Origin of the sequence: Streptomyces sp. NPDC059567 (assembly GCF_042735655.1) — a bacterium.
GTDB lineage: Bacteria > Actinomycetota > Actinomycetes > Streptomycetales > Streptomycetaceae > Streptomyces.
Window position 1 is genome coordinate 4,043 of record NZ_JBHWBS010000091.1, and the last position, 19,981, is coordinate 24,023.

At 73.1% G+C, this 19,981-nt stretch carries 20 protein-coding genes; 7 read left to right on the plus strand and 13 right to left on the minus strand.

The window, feature by feature from the left end; genetic code table 11:
* Positions 1-167: 167 nt before the first annotated feature.
* Both ACFVZW_RS29760 and ACFVZW_RS29765 read right to left on the minus strand, forming a co-directional pair.
* Complete coding sequence (locus ACFVZW_RS29760; protein WP_384527610.1) at positions 168-1,373, minus strand: ATP-binding protein; 1,206 nt, start codon at positions 1,371-1,373, stop codon at positions 168-170.
* Positions 1,370-1,987, minus strand: a complete 618-nt coding sequence (locus ACFVZW_RS29765) for a response regulator transcription factor (protein ID WP_384527613.1) — start codon at positions 1,985-1,987, stop codon at positions 1,370-1,372. Before ACFVZW_RS29765 ends, ACFVZW_RS29760 begins: the two co-directional genes overlap by 4 nt.
* Here ACFVZW_RS29765 and ACFVZW_RS29770 point away from each other — a divergent pair.
* Positions 1,907-2,893, plus strand: a complete 987-nt coding sequence (locus ACFVZW_RS29770; protein WP_384527680.1) for an ABC transporter permease — start codon at positions 1,907-1,909, stop codon at positions 2,891-2,893. The two genes, ACFVZW_RS29765 and ACFVZW_RS29770, sit on opposite strands and share 81 nt — an antisense overlap.
* 21 nt (positions 2,894-2,914) lie before the next feature.
* Here the strand turns inward: ACFVZW_RS29770 and ACFVZW_RS29775 are convergent, their stop codons facing one another.
* Positions 2,915-4,252, minus strand: coding sequence for a PAS domain-containing protein (locus ACFVZW_RS29775; protein ID WP_384527616.1), 1,338 nt, complete (start codon positions 4,250-4,252; stop codon positions 2,915-2,917).
* Positions 4,253-4,379: 127 nt separating this feature from the next.
* Here ACFVZW_RS29775 and ACFVZW_RS29780 point away from each other — a divergent pair, with 127 nt between their 5' ends.
* Positions 4,380-5,819: a hypothetical protein gene (locus tag ACFVZW_RS29780; RefSeq protein WP_384527619.1), complete on the plus strand. Its 1,440-nt coding sequence runs from the start codon at positions 4,380-4,382 to the stop codon at positions 5,817-5,819.
* A 25-nt stretch (positions 5,820-5,844) separates the two neighbouring features.
* Positions 5,845-6,120 (plus strand): hypothetical protein, encoded by a 276-nt coding sequence (locus ACFVZW_RS29785; protein WP_384527621.1) that lies wholly within the window; start codon positions 5,845-5,847, stop codon positions 6,118-6,120.
* A gap of 406 nt (positions 6,121-6,526) precedes the next feature.
* On the opposite strand, the gene ACFVZW_RS29790 is transcribed toward ACFVZW_RS29785, so the two are convergent.
* The 4 genes from ACFVZW_RS29790 to ACFVZW_RS29805 all read right to left on the minus strand — a co-directional run bounded on the left by ACFVZW_RS29790 (position 6,527) and on the right by ACFVZW_RS29805 (position 9,580).
* Positions 6,527-6,871 (minus strand): helix-turn-helix domain-containing protein, encoded by a 345-nt coding sequence (locus ACFVZW_RS29790; RefSeq protein ID WP_384527624.1) that lies wholly within the window; start codon positions 6,869-6,871, stop codon positions 6,527-6,529.
* A 111-nt stretch (positions 6,872-6,982) separates the two neighbouring features.
* Positions 6,983-7,804, minus strand: coding sequence for an ABC transporter permease (locus ACFVZW_RS29795; protein ID WP_384527627.1), 822 nt, complete (start codon positions 7,802-7,804; stop codon positions 6,983-6,985).
* Positions 7,801-8,775 carry an ABC transporter ATP-binding protein gene (locus ACFVZW_RS29800; protein ID WP_384527630.1) on the minus strand — a complete coding sequence of 325 codons (975 nt, stop codon included), beginning with the start codon at positions 8,773-8,775 and terminating at the stop codon, positions 7,801-7,803. The genes ACFVZW_RS29795 and ACFVZW_RS29800 overlap by 4 nt, the downstream gene beginning before the upstream one ends.
* 1 nt (position 8,776) lies before the next feature.
* A complete protein-coding gene (locus tag ACFVZW_RS29805; RefSeq protein ID WP_384527633.1) occupies positions 8,777-9,580 on the minus strand; it encodes an ABC transporter permease in 804 nt (267 codons plus the stop codon).
* Positions 9,581-9,702: 122 nt separating this feature from the next.
* On the opposite strand from ACFVZW_RS29805, the gene ACFVZW_RS29810 reads away from it, so the two are divergent.
* Positions 9,703-10,581, plus strand: coding sequence for a winged helix-turn-helix transcriptional regulator (locus ACFVZW_RS29810; protein ID WP_384527636.1), 879 nt, complete (start codon positions 9,703-9,705; stop codon positions 10,579-10,581).
* On the opposite strand, the gene pdxH is transcribed toward ACFVZW_RS29810, so the two are convergent.
* Positions 10,573-11,205: a pyridoxamine 5'-phosphate oxidase gene (gene pdxH, locus ACFVZW_RS29815; protein WP_384527683.1), complete on the minus strand. Its 633-nt coding sequence runs from the start codon at positions 11,203-11,205 to the stop codon at positions 10,573-10,575. The two genes, ACFVZW_RS29810 and pdxH, sit on opposite strands and share 9 nt — an antisense overlap.
* 218 nt (positions 11,206-11,423) lie before the next feature.
* On the opposite strand from pdxH, the gene ACFVZW_RS29820 reads away from it, so the two are divergent.
* Entirely contained in the window at positions 11,424-12,533 is a 1,110-nt protein-coding gene (locus ACFVZW_RS29820) for a citrate synthase 2 (RefSeq protein ID WP_384527639.1), read from the plus strand.
* Positions 12,534-12,721: 188 nt separating this feature from the next.
* Here ACFVZW_RS29820 and ACFVZW_RS29825 read toward each other — a convergent pair whose 3' ends face one another.
* Positions 12,722-13,762: an isopenicillin N synthase family dioxygenase gene (locus tag ACFVZW_RS29825; RefSeq protein ID WP_384527642.1), complete on the minus strand. Its 1,041-nt coding sequence runs from the start codon at positions 13,760-13,762 to the stop codon at positions 12,722-12,724.
* 300 nt (positions 13,763-14,062) lie between these two features.
* Between ACFVZW_RS29825 and ACFVZW_RS29830 the strand changes: the two genes are divergently transcribed.
* The gene (locus ACFVZW_RS29830) at positions 14,063-15,805 is read left to right on the plus strand and encodes an FAD-dependent monooxygenase (RefSeq protein WP_384527645.1); all 1,743 of its coding nucleotides are present in this window, start codon (positions 14,063-14,065) and stop codon (positions 15,803-15,805) included.
* A gap of 73 nt (positions 15,806-15,878) precedes the next feature.
* Here the strand turns inward: ACFVZW_RS29830 and ACFVZW_RS29835 are convergent, their stop codons facing one another.
* From ACFVZW_RS29835 to ACFVZW_RS29850, 4 genes are all read right to left on the minus strand, one after another.
* On the minus strand, positions 15,879-16,457 hold the full coding sequence (locus tag ACFVZW_RS29835; protein ID WP_384527648.1) for a TetR/AcrR family transcriptional regulator: 579 nt from the start codon (positions 16,455-16,457) through the stop codon (positions 15,879-15,881).
* Positions 16,445-17,152: an enoyl-CoA hydratase family protein gene (locus tag ACFVZW_RS29840; RefSeq protein ID WP_384527651.1), complete on the minus strand. Its 708-nt coding sequence runs from the start codon at positions 17,150-17,152 to the stop codon at positions 16,445-16,447. The genes ACFVZW_RS29835 and ACFVZW_RS29840 overlap by 13 nt, the downstream gene beginning before the upstream one ends.
* Complete coding sequence (locus ACFVZW_RS29845) at positions 17,149-18,726, minus strand: 4-coumarate--CoA ligase family protein (RefSeq protein ID WP_384527654.1); 1,578 nt, start codon at positions 18,724-18,726, stop codon at positions 17,149-17,151. The genes ACFVZW_RS29840 and ACFVZW_RS29845 overlap by 4 nt, the downstream gene beginning before the upstream one ends.
* A 121-nt stretch (positions 18,727-18,847) precedes the next feature.
* A complete protein-coding gene (locus ACFVZW_RS29850) occupies positions 18,848-19,606 on the minus strand; it encodes an excalibur calcium-binding domain-containing protein (protein WP_384527657.1) in 759 nt (252 codons plus the stop codon).
* Between the two features lie 83 nt (positions 19,607-19,689).
* Here ACFVZW_RS29850 and ACFVZW_RS29855 point away from each other — a divergent pair.
* A partial coding sequence (locus tag ACFVZW_RS29855; RefSeq protein ID WP_384527659.1) for a sporulation protein occupies positions 19,690-19,981 on the plus strand: 292 nt, incomplete at its 3' end.

Below are 19,981 nucleotides of genomic sequence, written 5' to 3' on the forward strand. Positions count from 1 at the left end.
AAGCACCAGTGGTGGTGGTCGCTGCTGGCGCCCCCCGGGGCGGGGGGCGCCGGGCTCCTCGTGGTGGTCGTGGACGCGGCCTGGCCCCCGCCGCGGCTGAGCGCGCTGGAGGACGACATCGAGATCGCGCGACGGCTCCGCGGCGACGGCTGACCGTCGTCCGGGACTCAGCCGCGCGCCGCGAACCTCACCCGTACCGTCAGGCCACCGCCCTCCCTGTTCGGGAACGCCTCCGTCGTGGCGTCGTGGGCGCGGGCGATCGAGTCGACGATCGAGAGACCCAGGCCCGCGCCCTCGTCGGGGGCCTGGGTGCGGGCCGTCAGGCGGCGGAAGGGTTCGAAGAGGAGGGGGACCGTGTCGGGCGGGACCTCGGGGCCGGTGTTCGTCACCTCGATGCCGTCAGGGCCCGTACGGACCTCCACACGGCCGTCGGGGACGTTGTGGCGCACGCCGTTCACGACCAGGTTGCGGACGAGCCGGTCCAGCAGCACCGCGTCGCCGTCGACCGTCAGCGGCCTGGCCCGTACCGCGACCGTCACCCCGCGCTCCGCGGCCTCCGCCGCCAAAACATCCACCGCCACGCGGGCCACCTCGTGCACCGCCACCGGCCGCCGCTCCCGCAGCCCCTGGTCGGAGGCGGCGAGCAACAGCAGCCCCTCGATGATCCGTTCGCTGTCGTCGGCGACCTCGATCAGCTTCTCCCTGATCCGGGCGACCCGCTCCGGGGACGGCTCCCCCGCGAGACCGATCTCGGCCGCCGCCCGCTGCACGGCGACCGGCGTGCGCAGTTCGTGCGCCGCGTTCGCCGCGAACCGCTGCTGCGCGGAGACCAGCCGTTCCATCCGGCCGAGCATCCCGTCGAAGGTGTCGGCGAGCCGCTTCAGCTCGCCCGGCGGGCCCTCCAGCGCGATCCTCTCGTGCAGGTTCTCGCCCGACAGCCGACGCGCCGTCTCGGTGATCACGGCCACCGGCCTGAGCACCCGGCCCGCCATCCACCACGCCAACGCGACCGAGAGGACCGCGTACACGGCGAGGACGATCAGCGAGACCGTCAGCAGCCGCTCCAGGGCCGCGGACTCCGCCGCGTCGCTGACCGTCCGCGCCACCGTGAGCGTTTCGGGAGAGACCTGGCCAGGAACCGTCGGAGCGGGGCTCGCCGGCACGGCGCTCGCGTAGCCCGTCGGGAACGCCGTCGGCAGGTCCTCCAGCCGCCGCGCGGGCACCGCGCCGGTGATCGCCACGCTGATCGAGGAGTACAGACCCTCCTTCACCAGCAGATAGACCACACCCGTCAGCAGCCCGCCCGCCAGCAGCAGGAGCCCGCCGTACAGGGCCGTCAGCCGGGACCGCTCCCCCGTCACCACCCGCCTCATGACGAGATCCGGTAGCCCGCGCCCGGCACCGTCTCCACCACCGGCGGCTCACCCAGCTTCGCCCGCAGCTTGCTCAGCGTCACCCGCACCGCGTTCGTGCGGTAGCTCGTGTGCTCCTCCCAGACCGGCTCGATCAGGTCCTCGCCGCTCACCACCGCCCCCTCGGCCCGCAGCAGCGCCTCCAGCACCGCGAACTCCTTCCGCGACAGATGCAGATGGCGCCCGTCCCGGCTCGCCTGACGGCGGGCCGTGTCGAGCACGATCCCGGCCCGTTCCAGTACGGGAGGCAGCGCGGGCCTGGCACGCCGGCCCAGCGCCAGGACCCGGGCGAGCAGCTCGTCGTACGCGAAGGGCTTGGTCAGATAGTCGTCGGCGCCGAGGCCGAGGCCCTCGACCCGGTCCCGTACCGTCCCCGCCGCCGTCAGCATCAGCACCCGGGTCATCAGCCGCTGCTCGACCACCCGCCGGCACACGTCGTCGCCGTGCATCCCGGGCAGGTCGCGGTCCAGGACGAGGACGTCGTACTCGCCCAGCTGCAGCTTGCGCAGCGCTTCGAGGCCGTCGGCCGCGACGTCCACGGCGAGCGCGTCGCGGCGCAGCCCCTCGGCGATCATCTCGGGGTCGAGGAGGCCGCCGGGACCGGTGACCTCAAGAGCTCCGTACGCCGCTCCGAGAAGATCCCGGAGGCCGAGACCGGCGGGATCTCGGTGAAGGCGGCGACGGAGGGACTGCTCGACGTCCTGCGCGGCGGGATGGCGTCCGGGACGTGGCTGAACGCCGCCAACGGGCGGTATCCGTCCGTGGTGTTGGGCCATGTCGCGGCCGAGCGTCTGGGCATCACCCGGCCGGGGCAGCAGGTGTGGATCGACGACCGGTACTTCACCGTCATCGGCGTCCTCGACCCGCTGCCGCTCGCCCCCGAGATCGAACGCTCGGCACTGGTGGGCTGGGAGGGCGCGGGGCTGCTGCTGGGCTTCGACGGGCATCCGACGGCGGTGTACGAGCGGTCCACGGACGCGTCCGTACGGGACGTCCAGCAGCTCCTGGCCCCCACGATCGACCCGCAGAACCCGCAGAACGTGTCGGTCGGCGATCCGTCGTCGGCGCTCAAGGCGAAGGCGGCGACGGAAGGGGCGTTCTCGACGCTGCTGCTCGGGCTGGGCGGGATCGCGCTGCTCGTCGGCGGGGTCGGGGTGGCCAACACCATGATCATTTCGGCGCTGGAGCGCCGCCACGAGATCGGCCTGCGGCGGTCCCTGGGCGCGACGCGGGGACAGATCAGGATCCAGTTCGTGACGGAGTCCCTGATGCTGTCCGGCCTCGGCGGCCTGGCGGGCGTGGCGCTGGGCGCTGCGGCCACGGGCGTGTACGCGTCCACGGGCGGGCTGCCGTGGGTGGTGCCGCTGTGGGCGGTGGGCGGCGGCTTCGCGGCGACACTGGCGATCGGCACGGTGGCGGGCCTCTACCCGGCGGTCCGCGCGTCCCGCCTGTCCCCGACACTGGCACTGGCGACGGCGTAGAGGAGGGGCGGTGGCCGTTCGTCACGGCGTCGGCGGGGTGACCACCGTCGCCAGGTCCAGGGATGACGCCACACGGACCGCCACCGCCTCCGCGTAGACCGCGTCCGGGCGTTCGAAGGCCGAGCGGGAGGCGCCGCGGAGGAAGGTCACCGCGCCCACCGTGCGGCCACGGCTGCGGAGCGGGAGGCACAGCGCGTGGACCGCGTCGCGCGGCCAGTGGCGTTCCGCCGCCCACTCCTCCGCGCCCTTCGGGCTCGACGCCGCGGCCGACGCGCGCACCGGGCCCGTACGGGACACCGCCTGAAGGACCGGGTGACCCGCCGGGTACCGCACCGGGATGCCGCCGCCCGCGACCGGGCCGACCGGGCCGGGCTCACCACCCGGGGTGGCCGCCACACGGACCAGCCGCCGCTCCCCCACCGCCACGTCGACCAGCGCGTGGTCGGCGAACCCGGCCAGCGCGAAGTCCAGCAGGACCGTCGCCGCCTCCCCCGGGTCCTCGCACTCGGCCGCCGCCACGCCCGCCCGGTGCAACTGGCTGTAGCGGAACCGCAGTCGGTCCGCCTCCTGCTCCGCGAGCCGCTCCTCCGTGACGTCCTGGAAAAGCCACCCCACACCCAGCGGCACCGGCTCCTCCGCGAGCGGTGACGACAGCCGCACGAAGCCGCTGCGCCAGCACCGCCGCCGGTCGCCCTCCGCGGTCCGCAGCGTCACCCACACCTCGGCCAGGGCCCGCGGCGCGCCCTCCGCCAACACGTGCTGGAGCGCGCCCTCCAACTCCTCGACGCCCTGAACGATCAGCTCGCCGAGCGGCCGGCCGAGCAGTGTGGTGCGGCCCCCGCCCATCGCCCGGGCCGCATGCCCGTTGACGGTGGTGGGCCGCAGGTCCACGTCGACGAGGACGACACCCCAGGACGCGTCCTCGAAGAGCGCCTCGCTGAGCGCGATCGAACGCTCCAGATCTATCTGCGCGTGCACCTCGCTGAACGCGCAGTACACCCCGGCGGGCTTGCCGTCCGCGCCCCGCACCCCGGCCGACTGCGTCCGTACGAGGACCCGCCCGCCGTCCTTCCGTACCAGCGCGAACTCGTGCACCAGCCGCCCCGGCGCCGCCATCGCCGCCATCAGCCGCTCCAGCGCCTGGGCCGCGTCGGCCCGCCGCGCCGCCCACCCCTCGAACCCGCGCCGCCCGACGGCCTCCCCGGCGGACCAGCCGAGGATCCGCTCGGCCTCCTTGTTCCAGTGCGTGACGGTCCCGTCGGCGTCGAATGCGCAGAGCGCCGCGTCCATCCCGTCGAGCAACGCGGCGAGCAGATCGTCACCCGGCACGGACGTGGTCTCACTCCTGGCAGCACTCATCCCGGCACCCCCTGCAGGACGGTGTACGCGCGTGCACCCGCACGCCCCCGATCATTCAACTTGAACGTGACGCAGGACACACCCGGTTCAATGAAATCGTTGCGTCCCGGAAACGAACATGGGGCGAGTGAGGAGCAACGACGTCCTGGAGGGCCTGGCCCTCAACCCGGCCTTGCCCGTGCCCCTGTTGCGCCGACTGTTCCACCACCGAGAGGCCTGCAAGGAGGCCGCGCGCAGGCGGACGGACCTCACCGTCGAACTCTGCGAGGAGATCCTGGCGTTCGGGCACGACGACCAGGCCCTCGCGCTCGTCTGCAACCGGACCCTCCCGGCCCCGGTCCGCCACGCCCTCGCCACCCACCCCGACATGTGGGTCCGCTCGGCCGCGATGCGCGCGGAGGGCCTTCCGGTGGATCTCCTCCGCGGCTTCGTCACCGACCCGGACCCGGACGTACGGAAGTTCGCGGCGGCCAAGGAGGACCTGCCGCCCGCCCTCCTCGCCCACCTGGCGGAGGACCCGGACCCCGGGGTGCGGGCCGAGCTGGCCCAGTGGTGGACGAGCGCACCCGAGGACGTCCGCCGCAAGCTCCTCACGGACCCGGAGGCCGCCGTCCGGGCGGCGGCCTGCTCCACCTACTTCAAGCGCCTCCCCCACCCCGTCCCGCCCGCCGACCTGCGCCCGGCGCTCCTCGCCGACCCGGTGACACGGGCGGGCGTGATCGCCCACGTCGACCTGGACGCGGCCACCGCCCGGGACCTCGCATGCGACCCGGACGACGGCGTACGCAAGGCCGTCGCCGCCCATCCTCAGCTCCCGCCGGACCTGCGCGAAGCACTCGGCCGGGACGCGCACCCCGCGGTCCGCGCCGAGATCTTCGTACGTCAGGACATCGACGACGTGCTCCGGGCGGAGATCCACGACGGGCTGGTCGCGGGGGCGGCGCGCGTCAAGGATTTCTGGGAGGGCTACGCCCGCGGCGACGAGGACGCCCTGTGCCGAGTGACGCTTTTCGATCTGCGGTTCCGGGTCGTCGAGTGGGTCCGGGCCGACCCGCTCCCGCACGTCGACTCGCCGTACCCCGCCTTCCGCCGCTCGGCCGCGCACGCCGACGACCTCCCGGACGAGGCCGTCGCCCGCCTCCTCGACGACGAGGACCAGTACGTCCGCCTGGCCATGGCCGTCCGCACCCCCGACCTGGACCCGGTCGTCGCCGAGCGTCTGGAGCGCCGCCACAAGGACAGCCGCAAGGCGCCGACGCGCCCCGCCGACCGCGTCACCTTCCCGCCGGAGACCCTGCGCCGTTTCGCGACCGACCCGAACCCCTGGATCCGCCTGCTCGCCCTCCGCGACCCCGACCTCCCGCCGGAGCTCGCGACGCGACTGGCCGACGACGCGGAGGGCCGGGTGCGGCGGGCGACGGCCGGGCATCCGAAGGTGCCGGTGGCGGCGCTCCTGGAGCTGTTGGCGGATGACGACGGATGGGTCGCAAAGGCGGCGGCCGGGCACCCGGCGCTTCCGATCACGACGATGGAGGCGCTGATCGACGGCCCGGGATCGACGGCGTGAACGCAGCACCCGGCAGGATGGCGGCATGGAGAACCTCGTACCGCGGTGGGGACGACGCGTAGGCGTAAAGGTCGCCGTCCGGGTGCGGGGCGAGTTCGTATACGTCGACGACGTCGACCGCGGCGTCCCGCTGGTCCTGCTCCGGGAGACGGCGCATCCGGAGTTCTGGAGCTTCGCGCTCGGTCGCGGAGGACGGTACGTGGACGGGTGTCTGCCGTCCGGGGCCTGGACGGGCGCCGCCGAGGAGATCCTCGACCACACCTGGACGTACCGCCAGCCCGCGCCGCCCATCGGGCGATGACCGCCGCCGCTCCTGATACCCGCAGCCCCGTCGGCACGTCCTTCGTCGCACCGGTCCGCCCCTGGGACCCCACCGTGGCCGACTTCCTCGCGACCTGGCCACCCGCGCCGGCCCGACAGGCCCGCCGCGAAATCGGAGAATAAATGGCTTGAGGCTTCGCGGAAGGGTTCCTAAGGTATGGAGCACACGCGAAAGGAGGTGATCCGAAAACATGATTTCTTTTCGGACTCGTGAGGTGACTGCGGGCTAACGGCCTGCCGTCGCACTCTGTGCACCTCGGCAGGTCACCTGTCGAAACCCAAGCAGTCACCCGACCCGTGGGCCGCCGGTAAGTCCGGCCGGCTCTCGTCCGAACTCGAGCGGACGGGACCAAGGCCCACGGGTCGTCTGCGTTTTTCTCCGTGTGTCAGCCCCGCCCGGCTCCAGGGCTCGGGTGCGCAGCGCGAGCAGTGCCTCGAAGCGGAAGCGGGGGTCGGCCAGGCGGTCGCCCGAAGAGGGCATCGAGCCGGCGCAGCCGCTGCCGGGCCGTCTGGGGGTGGATGCCGAGGGAGTGGGCCACCTCGGATGCCGTGCGGCCCCAGGACGTGAGGAGCGCGTCGAGGGCCTCGGCGAGCCGTGCCGCCCGGCCGTCGGGCAGTCCGTCGAAGGCGTCCAGGACGCGGCGGCCCAGGAGGCGGCCGATCGGCGCGCCGCGCAGCAGGTGGAGGCGCGCGAGGTCGTCGTCGGCGCGCCGCAGTCCACTGGCGTTCACCGAGCATCTCGTCATCAACTACGACGACATCTCCGGCCGGCTGGTGCTCAACGCCCTCGACCCGGCCCACGCCCAGCGCCCCGCCTGCTGAGGGCGAGGACAAGGCATCCCCTAGGCCAGCGAGAGTCCGCCCGTCCGCTGGGACCTGGCCTCGCCCACCCGCAGGATGACCGCGGCCGCGCCGAGCAGGAGCGCGCTCAGGGCGGCGAGGCCCAGGAGCGTCGGGGCGAGCTCCGTCAGGGTGCGGTGTTCGAGGAGGGCCCCGCGGACCGCGATCAGGCTGCCGGTGAGCGGGAAGACGGCGCCGACGATCTGGATGGCCGCGGGCAGGGCGAAGTGCGGGAGGCGGACGGCCGAGACGAACCAGAGGGGCTCATCGAGGATCGTGTACAGGAACGCCGAGTCGCGGGAGAAGACCAGCAGGCTGTTGAGGAACGCTCCCCACGCGACCGCCGGGATCAGCAGGGCGAGGAAGACGATGCCGTACATCCACCAGGCCGAGACGGACAGCGTGCCGAAGCCGGTGAGGGCGGCGACGGTGAAGCAGGTGAGGAGCCAGGCGTTCTGGAGCAGGGCGCCCGCGCCGTTGGCGAGCATGAGGGTGAGGCGGCCGGCCGGGGAGAGGAAGAGGAGTTCCAGGGTGCCGGTGGCGCGCTCGAAGGAGAGGTGCCAGGCGCTCTGGACGAGGGAGAAGAAGAAGGCGTAGGCGAGGGTGCCGGTGGCCAGGAAGGCGAGGAGCCGGTCGGGGTCGGCGGCGAGCGGCCAGTTCGCGGCGGCCGGGGAGGCGGTGGCGACGGGGCGCAACGTGTAGTAGGTGGTGGCGAGTTGGAGGACGGGCCAGACCAGCATCGAGAAGACGACGAGGGGCTGGCCGAAGAGGCGGCGGTGCTGTTTCAGGGCCTCCGCCGCGAAGACCCGGACGGCGTGGTTCATACGAGGGCCTCCTCGCCGGTCTCGGCGAGCGCCAGGATCGCGTGCTCCAGGCTGGCCTCGGCGATCTCCAGGCCGCCGATCGAGCCGCCCGCCTCGACGATCGCGGCCGTCAGCGGGCCCGCCATGTCGTCCGGGTGGCGCAGGGTGATCAACTCGGCTCCGGAGGGGAGGAGTTCGGAGCTCGCGCCGAGGCGCGCGGCCACCGCGGCCGTCGCCTGGCTCGGGTTGGCGACCGTCAGGCGGATCGTGCGGTGGCTGCCGGTGGCCGCCTTCAGCTCCGCCGGGCTGCCCTCGGCGAGGTGGCGGCCGGTGGAGATCACGTACACATGGCCGCAGAGTTCCTCGACCTCGGCGAGGTAGTGGGAGGTCAGCAGGACGCCCGTGCCCTCCTCGGCGAGGCGGGCGACGACGCGCCGCAGGTCGCGGGCGATCGGGGCGTCCAGGCCGAGCGTGGGCTCGTCGAGCAGGAGGTAGGCGGGCCGGTTGATCAGCCCGCGGGCGATGGCGAGGCGCTGGGTCATGCCGCGCGAGTACCGTTCGACCATGGTGTCCGCCGCGTCCGACAGGCCGACCAGGGTCAGCAACTCGTCGATCCGGGTGCGCAGTTCGCGCTTCGGGACGTCGTAGAGCTGGCCGAAGTACCAGAGGTTCTCCCGGCCGGTCATCCGGGTGTAGACCATGCGCTCGCCGCCCGCGATGAGGTTGATGCGGCGGCGTACGGCGCGGGCGTCGGCGACCGTGTCGAGGCCGTCGACCGTGACCGCGCCGGAGGTCGGGCGCAGCAGGGTGGCGAGGATCTTGATGGTGGTGGTCTTGCCGGCGCCGTTGAGGCCGAGGAGGCCGGTGATCCGGCCGGGCGGGATGTCGAGGTCGAGGCCGTCGACGGCCTTCTTGAGGCTGCGGGGGCCGAAGGGTCCCTTGTCGCGTACGGGGAAGTCCTTGCGCAGCGCGCGCACCTGAATGCCCGTCATGTCAGTACGTCCTTTCTACGGCGCGGGCCTCGGCCCGCGGCAGGTACCTCAGGCCCAGGAACAGGTGGACGCCGCTCAGCAGCGCGCAGACGGCCAGCCGCGGCAGGAGGCCGGGCAGCGACTGCCCGCCGGTGGTCACCGCGTGCAGGACGTCCGTCGCCGCGGTGGTGGGGAGCAGTTCGGCGAACCACTGGACGGGTTCGGGCAGGTAGGCGCGGGGGAAGGTGAAGCCGCCGACCAGGCCGAGGACGATGAAGACGGTGTTCTGGGAGATGTGCGCCTCGCCGGCGGCGATCATGAGGCCGCCGAGTCCGACGGAGAGCGCGAAGACGGCGCCGATCAGCGCGAGGCCGCCGAGGAGCAGCCCGGGCAGGGATGCCACGGGGACGGAGATCCCGAGCAGGGCGACGACGACGCCCAGGGCGAGGAACTCCACGAGGCTGCTGAGGACGGCGAAGACGGTGAAGCCGGCGAGGTACGGGAAGCGGCCGGCGGGTGCGATGAGGAGGGCGCCGAGGGTGCCCTGCCGCTGCTCGGTGATCAGGGCCTTGGCGGACCAGAGGATGAGCCGGACGGTGAACTGGAAGGCGGTCGCGCCGACGACGATGTAGGCGAGGTAGGCGGTGGTGCCGCTGCCTTCGGTGAAGTCGTCGGCGACGGCTCCGCCGCCGATGGCGTGGTAGCCGAGGTACGCGAGCGAGATGGCGAGCGCGGCCGGGAGGACCGTGCCGACGGCGTAGGTCCATGGATAGGCGCGGCGGGTCATCTGCCAGGTGCGCCAGGCGGTTGCCCAGGCTATGGGCATGTGGGCGATCCCCTCCCCCGTGAATCGATCAGTGAGTTTCCTTTCGGAACTTACGGTGAGTTTCTATCGGGAACTCACTCGATGGCGCAAGATGGAGCGGTCGACCGACCGAGGAGGAGACCATGGCCCGAGCCGTGCCCGAGCGCGACGCCGCCTGCGCGATCGCCCAGGCCGCCGCCGTCGTCGGCGACTGGTGGAGCCTGCTGCTCGTACGGGAGACCGCCCGCGGCCGGCACCGCTTCGACGAGCTCCAGCGCGAGCTCGACATCTCCCGCAAGGTCCTCGCCGAGCGGCTGAACCACCTGGTCGACAGCGGCGTGCTCGACAAGGTGCCCTACCAGGAGGGGCCGGTGCGGTACGAGTACCGGCTCAGCCCCTCGGGCCGCGCCCTGCTCCCCGTCCTGGTCGCGATGCAGGACTGGTCCGACCGCTGGCTGCTCGGCGACGGCACGCTCACCGCCTCGGCCGACGAGCACAGCGCCGAGGCCCACCGCGTCCACGAACTCCCCGGCACCCGCCTGCCGCGCCTCACGCTGCCCGCCCACACCGGCGACGAGCGGGACCCGGTGGACCCGGACGCCGCCGCCACCGTGCTCTTCTGCTACCCCGCGACCGGGCGGCCCGGCCCACTGCCCGAGGGCTGGAACGACATCCCCGGCACGGTCGGCTGCACGCTGGAGAACCGGCTCTTCAGGGACGCGTACGAGAGCTTCACGGCGGCAGGCGTCGCCGTCCACGGAGTCTCCACCCAGCGCCCCGACGAGCAGCGGACCTTCGCCGCCGCCGAGGAGATCCCCTTCCCGCTGCTGTCCGACATGGACGCCCGGCTCTCGGCGGCGCTCCGACTGCCGACCTTCCGCGCGGGACAGGCCCTGCGGCTCAAGCGGGCGGTCCTGGTCGTGGACCGGGAGCGGACCGTACGGCACGCGCAGTTCCCGGTCACGGACATCCCGCACGCGGTGGAGACGGCGCTCGCGGAGGCGGCGAAGGCGTCAGGGTGAGAGGCGCTCCACGCGCCAGTCGTCGCCGTCCCCCACCCGCACGTACCGCAGCCGGTCGTGCAGCCGGTTCTCATGGCCCTGCCAGAACTCCACCGTGTCCGGCACGACCCGGAAGCCGCCCCACTCCGGCGGCACCGGAACCTGCTCGTCGTCCGGGTAGCGCGCGGCCAACTCCTCGTAACGGGCCAGGAGTTCCTCGCGGGACTCGATCGCCGAGGACTGGTGGCTGGCCCAGGCGCCCAGCTGGGAGCCGTGCGGACGGGTGCGGAAGTAGGCGACGGTCTCGTCCCGGCCGGTGCGCACCGCCCGGCCCGTGACGATGACCTGGCGGGCCAGCGGATGCCAGGGGAAGAGCAGCGAGATGTACGGATTGGCCGCCAGCTCGGTGCCCTTGCGGGAGCCGTAGTTCGTGTAGAAGACGAAGCCGGCCTCGTCGAAGTGCTTCAGCAGCACCGTGCGGGAGGACGGCCGGCCGTCGGGGGTCGCGGTCGAGACGACCATCGCGTTCGGCTCATGGATCGCCGGGTTGGTGGCGGTCTCCTTGAACCAGCGCGTGAACTGTTCGATCGGTTCGGGGGCGAGGTCGGCCACAGTCAGCTCCGTGGTGCGGTACTGCTCGCGCATGTCGGCGGGATCGAGAGCGTCAGTCACAGAGGCCATCCTGCCGCAGAGACGCAGTCTGCCCGGCACGGCAGCCCGCTAACCCTTCGTCGCCGAATCGGCGCAGTGTGCCGGATGTCACGCTTCCCCGCATCATCGGAACCGTACAGACTCTTCCGCTGGATGACTGTTGATTCCCGACCAACACCCGGATGATTGATCATCGATAGAGGAGCCGCCTGATGTCCGACTTCGTACCCGGACTCGAGGGAGTCGTCGCGTTCGAAACGGAGATCGCCGAACCGGACAAGGAGGGCGGCGCTCTTCGGTACCGCGGCGTCGACATCGAGGATCTGGTCGGCCACGTCTCGTTCGGCAACGTCTGGGGTCTGCTCGTCGACGGGGCCTTCGACCCCGGTCTGCCGCCGGCCGAACCGTTCCCGATCCCCGTGCACTCCGGCGACATCCGCGTCGACGTCCAGTCCGCGCTCGCCATGCTCGCCCCCGTGTGGGGCCTCAAGCCGCTCCTCGACATCGATGCCGAGCAGGCCCGCGAGGACCTCGCCCGGGCCGCCGTCATGGCGCTTTCGTACGTCGCCCAGTCGGCGCGCGGCCAGGGTCTGCCGATGGTGCCGCAGAGCGAGATCGACAAGGCCGAGTCGGTCGTCGAGCGGTTCATGATCCGCTGGCGCGGCGAGCCCGACCCGAAGCACGTCAAGGCCGTCGACGCGTACTGGACCTCGGCCGCCGAGCACGGCATGAACGCCTCCACGTTCACCGCGCGCGTCATCGCCTCCACCGGCGCGGACGTGGCCGCGGCCCTGTCCGGCGCCGTCGGCGCCATGTCCGGTCCGCTGCACGGCGGCGCCCCGTCCCGCGTCCTCGGCATGATCGAGGAGATCGAGCGGACCGGCGACGCCAAGGCGTACGTGAGGCAGGCCCTCGACCGGGGCGAGCGTCTGATGGGCTTCGGCCACCGCGTCTACCGCGCCGAGGACCCGCGTGCCCGCGTCCTGCGCCGCACGGCCAAGGAGCTCGCCGCGCCGCGCTTCGAGGTCGCGGAGGCGCTGGAGAAGGCCGCCCTGGAGGAGCTGCACAACCGCCGCCCCGACCGCGTCCTCGCGACGAACGTCGAGTTCTGGGCCGCGATCATGCTCGACTTCGCCGAGGTCCCGGCGCACATGTTCACGTCGATGTTCAGCTGCGCCCGTACGGCCGGCTGGTCGGCGCACATCCTGGAGCAGAAGCGCACGGGACGCCTGGTACGGCCCTCCGCGCGCTACACCGGCCCCGGCCGACGCGACCCGCAGGAGATCGCGGGCTACGCCGACCTCGCGGCGTTCGCGGGCTGAGAGCCCGCACAGGCGTACCGGGGCGCGCCCGCACAGCCCGCCCCGGCCGAGCCCGGCTCCGCGACCGCGGGCCGGGCCGAGCCATGTCAGGGCCGAGCCATGCCGGGGCCGAGCCATGCCGGGCCGAGCCATGTCAGGGCCGAGCCATGCCGCCCCGGGCCGGGCCCGGGGCACAGGCGGTGGTGAGGTCAGGCGGTCGCGAGCGGGCGCTCGTCCGCGAGCAGCAGGTCCGCGTGGTGGCGGGCCGCGGCCAGGGGGTGGGCGCGCAGCTTGCCCTTCAGCTCGTTGCGGCCGTACTCGGCGAACAGCGGGTTCGCCGGGTCGGTCGTGACCCCGGGCGCCGTCGAGGCGTACGGGAACGGCAGCGGGGCGATCCGGGCGTCGAGCCGCGGGTTGTAGAAGAACGGGACGGAGTAACGCTCCGTCGCCGCGGGCGGGGAGACCACCCGGTGGTTGGTGGCGATCAGATAGCCGTTGGTCGCCACTTCGAGGAGCTCGCCCAGGTTGACGACGAACGCGCCGGGCAGCGGCGGTACGTCGTGGAAGGCGCCGTCCTCGCGCTCCACCTGGAGGCCGCCGACGTGGTCCTGGAGGAGCAGCGTCAGGAAGCCGTAGTCCTTGTGGGCGCCGACGCCCTGGTCGGCGCCGTCGTCGGCGCTTCCCGGGTAGCGCACCAGCTTCAGATGCGGGTGGGCCCGGTCGCCGAAGACGTCGTCGTAGAAGTCGGCGGGCGCGCCGATCGAGGCGAGCAGCTCGTGCAGCAGCCGCTCGGCGACCCCGCTGAGACGCTCGACCCAGTTCAGGGCGGCGAGCCGCAGCTCGGGGAGGGCGGCGGGCCACTGGTTCGGGCCCTGGAGCCACCAGTACGGGGCCTCGCCGGGGGCCGGGACGTGCGCGGGGCGCTCGGCGCCGATGTCGAGCTGGTCGCGCCAGTCGCGGGAGCCGCCGGTGCGCTCGTCGCCGATGCGGGTGTAGCCGCGGAAGTGCGGCGAGTTGGTGGTGTCGAGGGCGATCCGGTCGGCCTCCGGCAGCGCGAAGAAGGCCCGCATGGCGGAGGTGAGCGCCCGGGTCTCGTCCTCGGTCACACCGTGCCCGACCAGCTGGAAGAAGCCGACGTCGTGGGCGGCGCTGTGGAGCTGCGCGTGGAGCAGTCGCCGGGCCTGGGGGCCGCGGTCGGCGGCGGCGAGGTCGACGATGGGGAGCTGGGAGCTGTACGAGGTGTGCGTCATGGTGTGCGTCCGCGGGGTGTACGGGGCCCGGGCGCGCCGCCAGGGGTGGGGCGGGGGCGCGGGTGCCTGAAGTGGAGTGGGGGTCCCCGGACGGAGTCCGGGAAGGGGCTTCGAGGTCAGGCGGAGCGCCGACAGCCCATGCTCGTGACGCGGACGAAGTCCACGTGGCGGCGGCGTACGAGCGAAAGCATGGGACCAGCGTACTGCGGGGCGCGCGAGACGTATGTGGCGCGGGTCACTTCATCGGGTGACCATGGTGTACGGGACCGGTCCGGGGGCCAGGTGTTCAGGGAGGCACCCGTGGCACACGCCCGTACAACCGACGTACTGATCGTGGGCGCCGGCCCCGTGGGGCTGAGCGCGGCCGCCGAACTCCGCCGCCGCGCGGTGCGCTGCCGGATCGTCGACCGGCTGCCGGCCCGGCTTCCGTACGCCAAGGCGGTCGGCATCCAGCCGCGCACCCTGGAAATCTGGGACCGGATGGGGCTGGCCCGCTCCGTCCTGGAGGCCGCCGTCCCCCTGCGCGGCCAGTTGATCCACATCAACGGCAGGGAGGTCGCGCGGATCGAACTCGCGCTGCCCCCCGAGGTGCCGTACGGCTTCGCCGCGCTGCCGCAGTACGAGACCGAGCGCCTCCTGGAGGAGTACGTCGCGGGCCTGGACACGACCATCGAACGCGGCACCGAGCTGCTGTCCTTCACCCAGGACGAGGACGGGGTGACCGCCCGGCTGCGGACCGCCTCCGGCGCCGACGAGGAGCTGCGCACCCGCTATCTGATCGGCTGCGACGGCGCGCACAGCACCGTCCGCAAGGGCCTCGGCCTCGGCTACGAGGGCGGGGCCTTCCCCGAGGAGTACATGCTGGGCGACGTCGAGGCCGACTGGGACCTGCCGTACGGCTACGGCCTGCGGTCCCTGCACCACGCCGAGGACGGCTCGACCGACGACGCGCTGGTCTGCATCCCGCTGCCCGGCACGGGCCGCTACCGCATGTCGATGACGGTCCCGCCGGAGCTCTCCGCCCAGGGTCGCGACGCGAGCGGCGACGGCGTGGCGCACGGTCCGGAGGGCGGCCGGGCGCCGGAGCTTTCCCACATCCAGGCCGTGGTCGACCGGCTGGCGCCCACCCCCACCCGCGTCTCCGCGCTGCGCTGGTCCTCCGTCTTCCGCATCAGCCACCGGATCGTCGACCGCTACGGCGACGGCCGGGTCTTCGTCGCCGGCGACGCCGCGCACATCCACCCGCCCACCGGCGCCCAGGGCATGAACACCGGCATCCAGGACGCCTGCAACCTGGCCTGGAAGCTCGCCCTCGTCCTCGACGGGGAGGCCGGACCCGCCCTGCTCGCCAGCTACGACGCCGAGCGCCGACCGGTCGGCGAAGAGGTGGTGGGCCGGACCGTCCGGCACGCGAGGCAGGGGATGGAGACCGACCCCGAGGACCCGAGCACCCTGATGCTCCGGGAGGCCCAACTGCTCGTCGCCTACCGGGACGGCCCGCTCGCCGGCAGCCCGTACGGACCGGACGACGCGCCCCAGCCCGGCGACCGGGCCCCCGACTGCGGCGGCCTGACCGTCCCCATCGCCGCGTACCCGCTGCGTCTGCTCGACGTCCTGCGCGGCCGCACCGGGCACGTGCTGCTGCTGTACGCGACCGACCCCGCCGATCTGACCAGGGCCGCCCAGGCCGGTGCGGTGGTCGCCACCGCGGTCGGCGGGCGGAAGGCGCCCGGCACGGAGCCGCCGGCCTTCGCGGGGCTCCCCGGACCGGGACTCTCCGGGCCGGACGGGGCGGGATCCGAGAGCAGCCTGCGGACCGTCGCGGTGCTCGCCCGCGAGGCGGCCTCCTCCGCCGCCGACTTCGGCACCGGGAGCGTCCCCGGGTACCTCGACGCGGCCGGTGAGTTCGCCCGGATCTACCGCCCCGACGGTCCGACCGGCTTCCTCGTGCGCCCGGACGGACAGCTCGGCGCCCGCTTCCCCCTCGCCGGCACCGCGGCGGCCCTGACCGGCTACCTCGCCGCACTGTCCGTACCGGCCTGAGCACGGCGACGGATCCGGCAGCCGACGGGACCGCGCCGCGGTCTCAGCGCCGACCGGCAGGAGGGGGTGGGGCTCAGCCCAGGGCCTCGTCCAGGATCTTCGACCACTGGGCCACGATCCGTTCGCGGCGCGCCTTGTCGTCGGTCAGGAGGGTGGCGAGGCCCAGGCCGCGGGCCATGTCGAGGAGCCCCTGCACCGTCTCCCGTACACCCGGGACGGACTCGTCCGCGGCCAGGAGGGACACCGCCATGCGGTGGGACTCGCGGCCGACGCGGGCCTCCAGCTCGGTGACCCGGGCGTGGAGCTGGGGCTCGTGGGCCGCGGCCACCCAGAGGTGCAGGGCCGCGCGGAAGAGCGGCCCGGTGAAGAGGTCGACCAGGGCGCCCACCGCCTCGCGGCGGTCGCGCGCCGGGAGGCTGCGCAGGGCGTGCGAGCGTTCCTCGGCGACGTATTCGACGGCCGCCGTGAACAGGTCCTCCCGGGTCGGAAAGTGGTGCTGCGCGGCGCCCCGCGAGACCCCGGCGCGCTCCGCCACCACGGAGACGGTGGAGCCCGCCCAGCCGTGTTCGGCCAGGCAGGACACCGCCGCCTCCAGGAGCCGCTGCCGGGTGGCGCGGCTCCTGTCCTGCTTCGGGCCGGTCAGAGCCGCCATTCAGGGTCCCGTCGTTCGAGGAAGGCCGTCATCCCTTCGCGCGCCTCCGCGGAGGCGAAGAGCGAGGCCGACCTCTGGACCAGGTCCTCCGCGTCGCGCTCGAAGGTCTCCAGGACTTTAGTCGTGACCAGACGCTTCGACTCGGCCAGCCCCTGCGGGGACCCCTTGCGCAGCCCGTCCAGGATCGCGTCCAGGTCGTCCTCAGTGGCGGTCACCAGACCCATCCGTACGGCCTCGGCCGTGTCGAACCGCTCCCCCGTCAGGTAGTACCGCGCCGCCGCCCGCTGCTCCAGCTTCGGCAGCAGCGTCAGCGAGATGACGGCGGGCGCGACCCCGATCCGTACCTCCGTCAGCGCGAAGTCCGACCCCTCGGACGCGACCACGACGTCGCAGGCCCCGAGCAACCCGAGGCCGCCCGCGCGGACATGCCCGCGCACGACGCCCACCACCGGCTTCGGCAGCTCCACGATCTGCCGGAGCAGGTCGACGAAGGCGTACGGACTCGGCGGAGCCTTCAGGTCGGCGCCGGCGCTGAACGTCGAGCCGGTGTGGGTGAGGACCACCGCCCGTACGGCCGGGTCCTCGCCGCACTCCGTCAGCGCCTCCGCCAACTCGGCGACCAGGGCCGCCGAGAGGGCGTTGCGGTTCTCCGGGGAGTCGAGCGTCAGCGTGGCGATGCCACGGTCCAGCTTCATTCGCGGTCCCTCAGTTCGCGGCGCAGGATCTTCCCCGACGCGGCGCGCGGCACCCCGTCGACGAACTCCACACGCCTGATCTTCTTGTACGGGGCGACCTTCCCGGCCACGTACGCCATGACGCCCTCGCCGTCGAGGTCGGCCGCGCTCGCCTGCCGGACGACGAACGCCTTGGGTATCTCGGCACCGTCCTCGTCGTGCACGCCGATCACGGCCGCGTCGGCGATCCCCTCGTGGGTGAGCAGCAGGGCCTCCAGCTCGGCCGGGGCGACCTGGAAGCCCTTGTACTTGATGAGTTCCTTGACCCGGTCGACGACGAAGAGCCAGCCGTTCTCGTCGACCCGGCCTATGTCGCCGGTGTGCACCCAGCCGTCCGCGTCGATCATGTCGGCGGTGGCGTCGGGGCGGCCCAGGTAGCCCTTCATCACCTGCGGGCCCCGGATGGCGACTTCGCCCTCCGCACCCGGCTCGGCGTCCCGTGTCGGGTCGTCGAGGGAGAGGATCCGCATCTCGGTGGAGGGGAGCAGCTTGCCGACGGCGCCGGGCGGCGGGTTCACGGCGTCGAGGGGGACGACGTGGGTGCCGGGCGACAGCTCCGTCATGCCGTACGCCTGGCGGACCGGCGGCAGTTTCAGCCGGGCCGAGCATGCCTCGGCGAGGGAGGCGTCGAGCGGGGCGGCGGCGCTGACGATGTACTCCAGGGAGGACAGGTCGTAGTCGGCGACGGCCGGGTGCTTGGCGAGCGCGAGGACGATCGGCGGGGCCACGTACAGGCCGTTGATGCGGTGGTCCTGGATCGCGGCGAGGAACTGGTCGAGCTCGAAGCGGGGCAGGACGACGACGGTCGCGCCCTTGCGCAGCGGGGCGTTCATCAGGGCGGTCAGGCCGTAGATGTGGAAGAAGGGCAGGACCGCGAGGATGCGGTCGCCCGGGCCCATGGGGATGAAGGGTTCGAGCTGGGCGAGGTTGGTGGCGATCGAGGTGTGGGTGAGCATCACGCCCTTGGGGACCCCGGTGGTGCCGGAGGAGTACGGCAGGGCGGCGACGTCCTCGTCGGGGTCGAACTCCGGGGCCGGCTCGGGGGCGGTGGTGGCGAGCATCGACTGCAGGGAGCGGATGCCCTCCCCCTCGGGCGCTTGGTCGCAGACGAAGATCTCCTCGATCCCGCCGGCGAGTTCGGCGGCCCGCCGGGCCGGTTCGAGGAGCGGGGAGACGGTGACGATCCAGCGGGCGGAGGAGTCGCGGAGCTGCTTGGCGAACTCCTCCGCCGTGGAGAGCGGGTGGACGGTGGTGACGGAGGCGCCGGCGCGGGTGGCGGCGTAGAACGCGATGGGGAACAGCACGGTGTTGGGGCTGTGCAGGGCGAGCACGTCGCCCTTGCGGACCCCGGCCTCGACGAGCCCGGCGGCGACCCGCCGGTGGAACGCGTCGACCTGGGTGTACGTGAGGGTGAGTCCACCGGTCCCGTCGACCAGTGCGGGGGCGTCCCCGAACTCGGCGGCCCGGCCGAGGACGGCCTCGTGGATGGGGAGGGAAAGGGTGGAGACGGCCTCGTACTCGCTGTGGAACACCATGCAGGCCCCCTGGAGAGGTGGAAGGTGGTCGCCAGGATCGCGTGTGTCGGTACGACTTGGGGAGACCTTGTCAGCACTCCAGGGAAACAATCAAGCGTGCCTGCATGATTCGAGAGGTGCGTCAGCTCTCGCAGGCCACGCCGTCCCCGTCGCGGTCGAGGTGGCGGCCGTAGCCCGGGTCGCCCCGGCGGATGGGAGCGGCGTCGGCGTCGCGCACCGCCGTGCAGTTGCGGTAGTAGACGCTGCCGCCATCGGCGTCCTGGGTGGGCGTGGGCGCCGGGGTGCGCGTCGGCTGCCGTGTGGGCGTCGGCTTCGGGGTGGTGGCCTTGGGCTTCGGGGTGGGCTTGGCGAGCACCTCGTCGGGCGACTTCGGGCACGGGACACCCGGCTCCGTCAGGTACACCACCGGCACGGCGGACGAGACCGGTGCGCCGGCGTCCGGGCGCTGGAAGCAGACCGTCCAGGCGGCGCGGTCGGCGGGGAGGTCGACGTCCTTGTAGGCGGCGTAGGTCCGGCCCAGGTTGTCGGTGATGAGCTGCTCGATGTCCGCGTAGCTGCTGCCGACGAGTCGGGGCATGACCGGAGCGTCCTCGGTCTTCTCCGGGGTCGGCGTGGGAGTGGGGGAGACCGTGGCCGTCGGCTTCGGCGCGGTCTTCGCGTCGTCCTTCGTCTCCTCGGGCGGGTCGCCGAGAAGGAACAGCAGGAACCACAGCCCGGCGAGGACGGTCGCGACGATCTTCTTGTTCCGGCTCCAAAGGCTCGTCCAGGCGAGGGCTATGCCCGCCGGCGGGAGGACGACCAACAGGCAGATGATCAGGGCGGGATGCTGCCACCAGCGTCGGGTGGGCGCGGGGGCGGGCTGGTAGGGCGATGTGTACACGTGCGTCTCTCCCCAGGCCATGGAGCGTGTGCGAAGTGTCGAGGATCGTACACAGAATGTTCACAACCGGTTAGCCTGCGGGCATGGTCTTCAAACGTTTGCTGGGCAAGGGCGGGATCCCGCTCGAGATCGACACCCTCGTACAGTCCGAGCCGGCGCTGCCGGGGGGACTCCTGACCGGTGAAGTGGTGCTGCGCGCGCCCGAACGCAGGGTCGAACTGAAGGGGATAAGCCTGAGACTCGTCACCGATGCGCCCGGCGCCCCCCACGGCGACGGCGACGGCGCCAGCGGCGCCACGGTCGGCAACCCCCGGGTGTGCGGCGACATCAACCGGGTGAAGGGCGGGGGGAGGCGGGTGCCCCACCCCCCACGGC